Below are 10,843 nucleotides of genomic sequence, written 5' to 3' on the forward strand. Positions count from 1 at the left end.
AACGAAAATCCCTCGTTTCAGGCTTTTGGTGATTAACTTCTGCTCAATAGCGAGCGCTCAAAAATCATCAAAAAAATCACGTTAAAATGCCCGAAACCCATACCCCATATTTGGTTGATTCTGTCAATGCGTAAGTCCTAATTACTTTACACTGGTGATTTTTTCCTATCCAATTCCCGTTTAGTCGAAGGGTTACGACTAGATGAACTCCGGGGTTTAAATTTAGACGTGCTATTAATTGAAGGTAGTTATGGTACATCTCGTCATACCCATCGTCGTCACCAAGAAAATCAACTAGCAGAAAGGATTCATCGCGCCATTAGTTCTAGTGGCACAGAGAAAAACAATTCAGTAATTTTACTAACCCCAGCATTAGGGCTAGGTCAAGAATTACTCATGCTTTTACGTTCCCATCACCACTTTACAGGTCGAGATTTAGATATTTGGGTTGATGGTGCTGTAGCTGCTGGTTGCGATGCCTACTTAGAACTTTTACCCCATCTCCCCGCCGCCGTCCAAAATTTTGCCCGACACCAACCTTTATTTTGGGATGAACGGGTAAAGCCTCGTGTCAGAAGATTAAAGCCGGAAAATCTAGCCACTTTAGGGACATCTCCTTGTATTGTCCTCACGGAATCTTCCGCAGATCTACGTAAATACTGCCAACCTAACACAGGCAATTGGTTGATTCTTTTACCGGAAAAAATTGATCTTCCCGTTAACTCAGAATATTTAGCGCCAACGCAATTTGAAAGTTATCTTTTAGCGCAACATAGTGATGGACCAGGAACAACCCAGCTAATTCATAATTTACGACCCCAGCACGTTATTTTTGTGCATGGTTCTCCCAGCTATCTAGCAGATTTAACTTGCTTAGAAGAGCTACAAAACCGCTATCATGTCCACTCACCAGCAGCTGGAACTCTAGTAGAATTACCAATTGGGGAAACATTTTTACAACCTGCTGCCCCAGAAACTAATTATGAGGGAGAATTGACGGAATTAGGTACTGTTATTACCATCACTCTCCCTGATACAGTAACCGCAGACCCCCGCTGGAGACAATTCGCTGATACGGGTTTAATAGAAGCGCGTTGGCAGGGTGAAGAGTTGGTATTGCGGGGGTTATCCCCACGAGAACTTGTGAACCCCAATCATCTTCGCCCTAATTCGAGTGATGTTGCGTGCTGTGGTAGCTGCCGACACCAAAGGGGGCAACGGTGTTGGAATCCCGCTGCCCCCTTATATAATTTCAAAGTTACCCTTGACGGATACTGTCCTGCTTTTGAACGCCTGACGTGAATTTAGTTTAGGAGCGTTTAATCAGCTATTAGCAATCAGCATTGAGTTAATTTTGGGTTTAATTCCGTCACCTCTACAGCTGGAATGTTGCTGAGGTGGGGTTTAAATCCTCTTGTTAACAACACGCTGACGGCTCTTTTAATCTGGATTTAGGTCAGTATAAGGGTTAGGGATACGCTCTGCTTCTGGACATTCTTCAGTTGTTAGCGGATCTATGTTACCGCGTTGCACTGAAGCTAATTTTTGAGTAACAGATCCGATGCTTTCAAGACGAACCATCTCCTCCCAAGAACAAACTTCATCTTCTTCGTCTGTCTCATAGCGTAAAGTCACTAAATCGCCCTCGATATCAATGATGCGGGCCCGCTCTATCCAGCGTTGCTGATCCCGCAAAAAAACACATACCTCCCGCCCGTCGCAACACAGTTGATAAATTTTGCGGTGTAGCATGTAGTGCTTCTGCCTTTTTATACAACGTAGTTAAACCTGTCAAATTCGGGTTTTATCCCCATAATATCAGCCTCTAAGAGGTGAATTTCGCGGTGAGAACCCAGTAAGTTCAGTGACTCAATTTTACCACTTATTTTTAGTCATTAGTGTTAGATGAAATTTTGGGTCTTAAGCTTTAGTTTACCGCATTAGTTGAACAGCTATAGCAACTGTTAACATCTACAGACATTTTTCTTTGATTTGGCGTTTCCACAGGGAAAGTTACTTATCCCTACCAGGACTGCTTTAGCAATAAAATCGTCTGAACATAACATAGCTTTTTACCTTTTAACTAGACTATCTAGCCAAGTACAGACAAACCAGTGGCTGATCTCTAAAAGATTTTCGCCAGGGTTATAATCTGTATTATATGAAAATGATAACATTGTTTCTAATTTCTTAACCGTGAATAATTTTTCTTGTATAAATTTTTGAATAAGATCCCCAGGGCGTTACGGAAGCAAGATGTAAGTATTACTTGGTCTGAATAGTTTACGGTGATCTAACTAGGGTAAAAACTGGCGGAAATCTTCATCTTGCTGGCTCAATTTGACCCAATCTAAGTTAAAGGCTTGAAATTTCTGGACTAGGCGATCGCACGCGGGGCGTTCTGTGGCATAATGTCCAGCATCAATTAATACAAGATTACGATCACGACTTTCTTGGAATTGATGAAATTTGCAGTCAGAGGTTAGGTAAACCTGAGCATTAGTTTTGACTACTGCTGAAATGTAACCTGCACCTGAACCACCTAAAACAGCTACCCGGGAAATTTGCTGTTGTAAGTCAGCCATTGGCGAAAAAATTAAATGGGGCGGGTTTAATTGAGATTGAATATTGTTAATTAATTCTTGTAATGTCAAAGTAGGTTTTATACTTCCTACACGCCCATAACCTAAACCTAATTGAGTAGGGACAATGGGTGATACTTGTTGAAGTTCAAGCAGTTGGGCTAAAACGTCAGCAGTTCCATCTGCTACTTGGTCAAAATTAGTATGGGCGGTGTAAATTCCGATGTTATGGGCAAAAGCTAACCGCACCATTTCTGTTAAAGCGTCCCCAGTGCGGAAAGATTTGGGGGGATGAAAAATGAGGGGGTGATGGGCAAATATAAGATTAGCATGGAGAGCGATCGCTTCCTGCATAACGGCTAAAGTCGGAGTTAAACACACCAAAACCCGTGCTTCTGTAGACAAAACACCGGGTTCAACTTGCCAACCGCAATTATCCCAGCTTTCGCACCAAGCAGGATTGGCCCATTCTTCAAACCAAGTAATTAAATCAGTAACTTTCATTAAATTCAAATAAATCAATAGATTAAATTTAGATCAGATCCCCGACTTCTACCAGGATTCGGAAATATTTTCTTCATTATAAAATGTGTATTACAAATTAGTATTTAGGCAAGAGGCAAAAACTGTCACCAATTGCCTACCACCATATTTAAACTCAAATAAATTTTGGAGTCATCCAACTAGAGTAGGATATACCTGGTTGCATAGCATATCTTTAGACAGGGAAATATTATTCTCCGTCTCCAGCTTTCCAAGCTATAGCTTTACTAGGTTGAGGATTAGGTAACTTCAGAGAAACTAAACCTGCTGCGAATACGAAAAACATTGATGTCCACAGACAACCAACTAAGCCAAATATTTGATAAACCAAACCGGATAAAACTGTACCCACAAGACGACCACCGGAGTTTGCCATATAGTAAAAACCCACATTTAAAGCCACCTTATCATCATCAGTAAATGCTAAAACCAGATAGGAATGGACAGCGGAATTGAAAGCAAATACAACACCAAAAACGAGAAGTCCAGCAATAATTACGATATTAGCAGGTAAACCTAATTGTAATGCCAGAGCGATCGCACCGGGAACAGCCGTTAATGTAAATGTCCAGAATCGAATAGTTTGAGATTGAGGTGGACGACCAGAACCAAATCGCTGCATGAGTGTTGGTGCTAAAAATTGAATAATCCCATAACCAATCACCCAACAAGCTAAAAATCCCCCCACCTGATAAAAAGACCAGCCTAATGTACCCCGTAAAAACACTGGTAAAGCCACAACAAACCATACATCTCTAGATCCAAATAAAAAGAATCGCGCCGCCGAGAGAATATTGATTTCTGCGCTTTTAGAGAAAAGTTGGCTAAATTTAACCTTTTTCTTGATTTTACCCATGGCTTTGGGCAGCATTAACCCAGAAAACATAATTAAAGCCAGTCCCCCAGCCATAATCCACAGGGAATTAATAAAACCCACAGAACTAAGAAGGGCGCTACCAAGAAAGAAACCAACACCCTTCAAAGCATTCTTAGAACCTGTGAGTACAGCCACCCACTTAAACAAAGAAGATTGAGCATCTTGAGGCACAACCAAGCGAATGGCGCTTTTAGAACTCATCTTCGTTAAGTCCTTAGCAATTCCCGAAAATGCCTGTGCAACCATCACATAAAGGACTGAAAGCCACTGCGCCCACCCTGGATTCAGAAAAGACAGCATAATTAAAGAAAACACCTGTAATCCAATCCCAGTATAAAGAGTTACTTTTAACCCAAGCTGAGAACCAATCCAACCGCCGAGAAAGTTTGTAACAATTCCAAATACCTCGTAAAACAGGAACAGAAAGGCAATTTGGATAGGTGTATAACCAATTTTATTAAAATAGAGTAAAACCAACATTCGCAAAGCCCCATCAGTCAAAGTGAAGCCCCAGTATGCCAGTGTCACCAGAATATAATTCTTGAAATTAGAATTAGAAGCAGTAGTAGAAGCCATGATTAAAAATTCAAAATCGTAAATACAAACTAAAATTCTCTCTCCGTCTCTGCGCCTCTGCGTGCAAAAATCTTTATGGCGTAGGACTGAAAACCCACCCCTAGAAAACCATTATTTCTGCAAACTTAAAGCCACCTTTCGCCCTAATTCAGTCATGCGGTTAACATAACCCCATTCATTGTCATACCAAGCCAAGATTTTCACTTGAGTTTCATTGATAACCATTGTCGAAAGGGCATCAATAATTGCAGAACGAGGATCATCTTTATAATCAATAGAAACTAAGGGACGTTCTTCATAACCCAAAATTCCTATTAATGGTCCTTGTGCAGATGCAGTTTTCAATAGATCATTAACTTCGGCTATTGTGGTTGGCCGCACAACTTCAAATACACAATCTGTGAGAGAAGCATTTAACAAAGGTACACGCACGGCTAAACCATTTAATTTACCATTCAATTCTGGATAAATTAACCCAATAGCTGTGGCTGAACCTGTGCTAGTGGGAATTAAAGACATACTTGTAGCCCTAGCCCGACGCAAATCTTTATGAGGTGCATCTACAATAGTTTGAGTATTAGTATTGTCGTGAATTGTGGTAATTACTCCGTGTTTAATTCCTAAACCTTCATGAATTACTTTTACGACTGGGGCTAAACAATTAGTAGTACAAGAAGCTGCTGTTAATAAATGATGTTTATCAACTTCATAGAGGTGATCATTTACCCCCATGACAATATTTAAAGCCTCTTGTTTAACAGGTGCAGCAACAATTACCTTCTGCACACCTCTTTTAAAATAGGGGTCAAGGGTAGCGGGGGTTCTAAACTTACCAGAACATTCCAAAACTATATCAACCCCAAAATCTTCCCAAGGAACTTCACCTGGTTGGGAATATTCAGTAAAACTCAGGGATTTACCATCAATAACAACTTGGTTTTTGACCGCTTCTACTTCTGGTGTCCAACGCCCATGTACAGAATCAAATTTGAGTAAATGTGCTGCGGCTTCTGTTCCACCTTTGGTTTCGTTAATGTGGACAAATTGTATTTCTGGGTAATCCCAAGCAGCACGAACGGACAATCTACCCATGCGCCCAAATCCATTAATTCCTACTTTAATTGTCATTTCAAAAAAAGTTGATATGTTAATATTGACTCTAGCATCAGATGTAAACATTAATCAAGGAAAATTGATGTATTGTTTATACACAGCAGAAAGAATGTTTTTAGCCGCTTGCTAGTTGCCAGCATTAGCAGACGTTTGTTCACCAACCTCAATCCGAGTAACGGGTTTTGGACTAAAGTGAAGTAAAAGCTTTTTCCTAGTTGCAGATAGAACGGTTGTGTAAAGAGCGATCGCCTAAACCGAAGTAACAATTAATCAACTAATCCAAGCTACTTACTTAACCAGAGTAGCCGGATTAAGTTTAGTGCATATTTTGAACAGCAAGGTATAAGGCGGTTGTTACCAGAAGCAAAATCAGCAGAAGTTGTAGTTTAACCTTTCATATCCCCGACTCCTTAAAGAAGTCGGGGATTTTGAATCTCTCAAGAAAATCCACATCCTGTAAATCCTCAAATCCTGGATATCCTGATTCAGACAAATAAAATTCCTAGATATATCATCAACTATTCACCCAACTTCTGAAAGCCTTTAATGTTGTATTTCTTCCTGTAGTTCGACTTTTTTCTAAATATTGAGGAATGACTTCAATTAAAGGTAAATCAGGAAAATTTAAACTAGATTTCGATTCCACATAAACACCATCTTGTAAAATATTGATTCGCAAAATTCCGTTTTCAAACCGCCATACTTCAGGAATTTTTAAACCTTGATATATATTCAAATGGGTACGAGAAGTAATATCAATTTCTAAAGCTAAATCTGGAGGAGGGTCAATTGTTAAATCTAATCTTTTTTTACCACGAATTACAGCTTCATTTTTAATATAAAAACATTGATCAGGTTCTATACCCTGTGCCATAAATTGATTTTTAAAGGTCGTAGAACCAAGACTAATAAATTCAACATCTAACTCTTCTAACAATGCTTTGACTAAATCACTAATAATTTCTTTATCAAATTCATGTTCTGGTAAAGGACTCATAATTTCTAATATTCCCCTATCATAAGCAATTCGCGCAGCCCGATGTTCTCCCAATTCTTCAATAATTGTTTCTAATTCTTTCCAAGTCACATTTTCTAATATAACTCTTTGTCCTGGTGGTACATGAATGCGCTTTAATTCTAACAACATCATTGCCACTCCTTATGATTTGAATGTTTTAATATTATAACATTCCAGATTGCTGGCTTCTTCAAGAAGTCGGGGATCTAAGCAACGCAATGATATAATTAAGTAGGTGTACATAATAAAAGCGAAATTTGTTGCGCTTTGTAAAATGGCTGAAACTCAATCAGAATAACGCATTGAGATAACTTTACATACCGTTAAATTTTCCTGTTTACCTACTTATGACGATATATTTAAATTAATCTCCACCGTATCTACTAACAAGGGTATGATTATTTGGCAACCAGGGCAACAAATTAATAACGGTAGATTTATCATTCAGGGTAAACCCTTGGGTAGTGGTGGTTTTGGGACTACCTATAAAGCCTTAGAACCCAGCACGGGTAAATTATACGCCATTAAAACCCTCAACCAGCAAATGCAATTGCGAGAGGATTTTGCAGAACAAGGATAACCAGGATTTAAGGATGTACAGGATGGTAATTTATAGATGGTTTGTTTGGTGATGAAATTTGCATTTGTCAGAATCAGGATAACCGGGATTTAAGGATGTACAGGTACAGGATGGTAATTTATAGATGGTTTGTTTGGTGATGAAATTTGCATTTGTCAGAATCAGGATAACCAGGATTTAAGGATGTACAGGATGGTAATTTATAGATGGTTTGTTTGGTGATGAAATTTGCATTTGTCTGAATCAGGATAACCAGGATTTAAGGATTAACAGGACTTTCAGAATATTAGTTTATAGATGGTTTAAGTTATTCAAAAACAATCATTCAAAAACATCCTGAAAAATCCCCAAGTTCCCACCAAAAACCATCCAACAACATCCTGAAAATCCTCAAATCCTGGACATCCTGATATGGCTAACGCCACGCTTCGCTATCAGACAAAAAAATCACCAACTCCCCACAAAAATCATCCAACAACATCCTGTACATCCTCAAATCCTGGACATCCTGATATGGCTAACGCCACGCTTCGCTATCAGACAAAAAAATCACCAACTCCCCACAAAAATCATCCAACAACATCCTGTACATCCTCAAATCCTGCACATCCTGGGCTAACGCCACACTTCGCTATCAGACAAATAAATTAAATCCTAAATAACTATGTCAGCAAGAGATTTATTTCATCAAGCAGTTGTCAACGCATTATTAAAAGAACAATGGTTAATTACTCATGATCCTTTAGAAATTCAGCTTGAGGAAACAAAACTTAAAATTGATTTAGGTGCAGAAAGACTAATAGCAGCAGACAAAGGAGAGGAAAAAATTGCTATAGAAATCAAGAGTTTTGCAAGCAATTCTCCCGTAAGTGATTTTCATACAGCATTAGGACAATTTCTCAATTATCAAATTATTTTAGAAGAAACTCAATCAGAACGAGAATTATATTTAGCTGTTCCCAATGATACTTATATCTCCTTCTTTCAAACTCGACTTGCTAAAATAGCAGTAGAAAAATATAACATTAAAATTATAGTATATGATCCAATAGCGGAGGTAATTGTCAAATGGCAAATTTAGAACATTATCGTCAATGTATTCAAACCATTCTCAAAGAACATGGCAAATACAAACCAAAATATGATGAAATAGATAATGAATTAATTTTTGATACAAATAATGATCATTATCAATTAATGTATGTAGGATGGAATGGATTCCAAAGAATTTATTACAGCATCATTCATTTTGACATTAAGAATAACAAAATCTGGATTCAACAAAATACAACAGAAACAGATTTAGCTCAAGAATTAGTCAATATGGGAGTACCAAAAGAGGATATTGTTTTTGGTTTACAACCACCATACAAACGTCCTTATACTGGTTATGGGGTAGCTTAATTTCTATTTCTTAAGAAGTCGGGAATATAACCAACGCCATGATATTATTACCATGATATAATTAAATTAATCTTCACCATATCTACGAGGGTATGATAATCTGGCAACCAGGGCAACAAATTAATAATGGTAGATTTATCATTCAAGGTAAACTACAGGATATTAGTTTATAGATGGTTTAAATTATTCAAAAACAATCATTTAAAAACATCCTGAAAAATCCCCAAGTTCCCACCAAAAACCATCCAACAACATCCTGAAAATCCTCAAATCCTGGACATCCTGATATGGCTAACGCCACGCTTCGCTATCAGACAAAAAAATCACCAACTCCCTACCAAAAATCATCCAACAACATCCTGTACATCCTCAAATCCTGGATATCTTGATTCAGACAAATAAAATCAACTTTACTCTCGCAACTCAGGGAAGTGGATTTTTGAATACTTCAGTAAATCATGATCAAATTCTCGCTGAACAAATATATTCACAATCATTGCCACCTAATACACCTTGAGAGCTATAATTGCTGACGCTGGACTACTTTATGCTGCTGTAGATGTAGATGATCAATATCATCAGCGTTCAAAAACCCAAATACAAAGAATCAATGGAGAAAACTTAAGAATCCTAATTTCCTTTCCTGTTTATTAATTACTAAAATTGCTTTTGTTTGCGTAACAATTGCCCAAGAGTTAGGTTAAACTCCGATTTACCACCAAATACTGTTCCGGCTTTGCCTTTATACAAGTGGATAGAATTAAGTTTGTAAGCTTCCTCTGATAAGGGAACATAGCCAACAGAACTGACTATTTTTGCCGCATTTTTAATGTAGAAATCTGTAAGGTTATACACCAAAGTCTTGTTTTTACTAGACCGAAGATTGACATATATGAATAGAGGTCGAGAAAGTGGTTGATATTTGGCTTTTTCTACTGTTTCTGGTGATGGTAAAACAGCACCTTTACCACTATTAACTGCTAAAACTATTAACTTATCTTTGTTTTCTTGGTAGTAGGCATAACCAAAGTACCCCAAAGCATTAGGGTCTTTATTAACACCAGTAACTAAAACTTCATCATTTTCACTGGCTGTGTAATCTTTGCGACTGGCTTTGGCTTTACCGACAATTGCTTCGGTAAAATAATCATAAGTTCCAGACTTACCACCAGGACCATATAATTTAATTGGGCGGTCTGGCCAAGAAGCTCGGACTTGATTCCATTTTGTAATTTTTCCTTCAGCCGCAGGTTCCCAGATTTTTTTCAATTCGGCTACTGTAATGTTTTTTGCCCAAGTGTTTTGGGGGTTAACAGCAATGGTTAGGGCATCAAAAGCTACGGGCAATTCCATGTAACTTACGCCATTTTTCTTACAAGCTGCCATTTCTGACTGGTTAATTGGCCGAGAAGCATTATTGATGTCTATTTTACGAGTACAAAATTTTTCAAACCCACCGCTAGTACCGGAAATATTTACTTGTATTTGACTATTATTTTTTAGGTTGGCTTCGTATGCTTTGGCTATGGCCTGGGTAATAGGATATACGGTACTAGAACCATCTACTTTGACAAGTGCGTCAGTGGCAGAGTTAGTAACTTCTGTCGCTGCATTTGGTTTTTGAATTTGGGCAAGACCAAGCATATTTGTAAAACTGCTTGTCAATGCTAGTATTCCGAAGGTTAAGACTAATTCGCTTGCTGTTTTATTCACTGATTTGACCTGTATAATTAGTGAGTAGACTATTTGTCCTATGTACTCATTATTTCAAAAAAAGTTGATATGTCAACATTTACTTTACCATCAGATGTAAAAATTAATCAAAAAAAATTGATGTATTGTTTATATAATGTTTTTAGCTGCTTATTTTTTTTCCAGCCTCAATCTGAGCAGCAAGTTTTGGAGAGAATAACTAATTACTAATTGACGGGTAAATAAATTTTTCCTCTTCCTTCTTCCTTCGGGGTCTTTGCGTCCTTCGTGGTTCATTTCTTCTTTATCCGTCAAAATTTACAGCAGTTTGTGATCAAGTCCAGTACAAAAATAGCTATCTAAATAGGGTCAAAAAACAATCCACAATGATTAAACCAATTGAGAGCATTTTCATCAGTAATAGCATTAACCGCCATAGTAATTGCCTCATCAAGTGC

11 protein-coding genes and 1 pseudogene are annotated in these 10,843 nt (G+C 37.9%); 6 read left to right on the plus strand and 6 right to left on the minus strand.

What is annotated here, in order from left to right; genetic code table 11:
* Positions 1 to 141: 141 nt before the first annotated feature.
* Positions 142 to 1,302, plus strand: a pseudogene (locus PN471_RS15560) (MBL fold metallo-hydrolase RNA specificity domain-containing protein); the annotation flags it as partial.
* A 138-nt stretch (positions 1,303 to 1,440) separates the two neighbouring features.
* On the opposite strand, the gene PN471_RS15565 reads toward PN471_RS15560, so the two are convergent.
* The 5 genes from PN471_RS15565 to PN471_RS15585 all read right to left on the minus strand — a co-directional run bounded on the left by PN471_RS15565 (position 1,441) and on the right by PN471_RS15585 (position 6,838).
* A complete protein-coding gene (locus PN471_RS15565) occupies positions 1,441 to 1,752 on the minus strand; it encodes a DUF6679 family protein (protein ID WP_027403878.1) in 312 nt (103 codons plus the stop codon).
* 545 nt (positions 1,753 to 2,297) lie between these two features.
* On the minus strand, positions 2,298 to 3,086 hold the full coding sequence (locus tag PN471_RS15570) for a Nif3-like dinuclear metal center hexameric protein (protein ID WP_271777631.1): 789 nt from the start codon (positions 3,084 to 3,086) through the stop codon (positions 2,298 to 2,300).
* A 229-nt stretch (positions 3,087 to 3,315) separates the two neighbouring features.
* Positions 3,316 to 4,578 carry an organoarsenical effux MFS transporter ArsJ gene (gene arsJ / locus PN471_RS15575; RefSeq protein WP_271777632.1) on the minus strand — a complete coding sequence of 421 codons (1,263 nt, stop codon included), beginning with the start codon at positions 4,576 to 4,578 and terminating at the stop codon, positions 3,316 to 3,318.
* Positions 4,579 to 4,689: 111 nt separating this feature from the next.
* Positions 4,690 to 5,706 (minus strand): ArsJ-associated glyceraldehyde-3-phosphate dehydrogenase, encoded by a 1,017-nt coding sequence (locus PN471_RS15580; protein WP_271777633.1) that lies wholly within the window; start codon positions 5,704 to 5,706, stop codon positions 4,690 to 4,692.
* A gap of 499 nt (positions 5,707 to 6,205) precedes the next feature.
* Positions 6,206 to 6,838: a Uma2 family endonuclease gene (locus tag PN471_RS15585; RefSeq protein ID WP_271777638.1), complete on the minus strand. Its 633-nt coding sequence runs from the start codon at positions 6,836 to 6,838 to the stop codon at positions 6,206 to 6,208.
* Between the two features lie 265 nt (positions 6,839 to 7,103).
* On the opposite strand from PN471_RS15585, the gene PN471_RS15590 reads away from it, so the two are divergent.
* From PN471_RS15590 to PN471_RS15610, 5 genes are all read left to right on the plus strand, one after another.
* Entirely contained in the window at positions 7,104 to 7,289 is a 186-nt protein-coding gene (locus tag PN471_RS15590) for a hypothetical protein (RefSeq protein ID WP_271777634.1), read from the plus strand.
* A gap of 411 nt (positions 7,290 to 7,700) precedes the next feature.
* On the plus strand, positions 7,701 to 7,940 hold the full coding sequence (locus PN471_RS15595; RefSeq protein ID WP_271777635.1) for a hypothetical protein: 240 nt from the start codon (positions 7,701 to 7,703) through the stop codon (positions 7,938 to 7,940).
* Between the two features lie 13 nt (positions 7,941 to 7,953).
* Entirely contained in the window at positions 7,954 to 8,370 is a 417-nt protein-coding gene (locus PN471_RS15600; RefSeq protein ID WP_137907044.1) for a XisH family protein, read from the plus strand.
* On the plus strand, positions 8,358 to 8,693 hold the full coding sequence (locus PN471_RS15605; RefSeq protein WP_137907043.1) for a XisI protein: 336 nt from the start codon (positions 8,358 to 8,360) through the stop codon (positions 8,691 to 8,693). Before PN471_RS15600 ends, PN471_RS15605 begins: the two co-directional genes overlap by 13 nt.
* A 513-nt stretch (positions 8,694 to 9,206) precedes the next feature.
* Positions 9,207 to 9,347 carry a hypothetical protein gene (locus PN471_RS15610; RefSeq protein WP_271777636.1) on the plus strand — a complete coding sequence of 47 codons (141 nt, stop codon included), beginning with the start codon at positions 9,207 to 9,209 and terminating at the stop codon, positions 9,345 to 9,347.
* A gap of 3 nt (positions 9,348 to 9,350) precedes the next feature.
* Here PN471_RS15610 and PN471_RS15615 read toward each other — a convergent pair whose 3' ends face one another.
* A complete protein-coding gene (locus PN471_RS15615; RefSeq protein ID WP_271777637.1) occupies positions 9,351 to 10,406 on the minus strand; it encodes a PstS family phosphate ABC transporter substrate-binding protein in 1,056 nt (351 codons plus the stop codon).
* Positions 10,407 to 10,843 lie beyond the last annotated feature (437 nt).

Source organism: Aphanizomenon sp. CS-733/32, assembly GCF_028330045.1.
GTDB lineage: Bacteria > Cyanobacteriota > Cyanobacteriia > Cyanobacteriales > Nostocaceae > Dolichospermum > Dolichospermum gracile.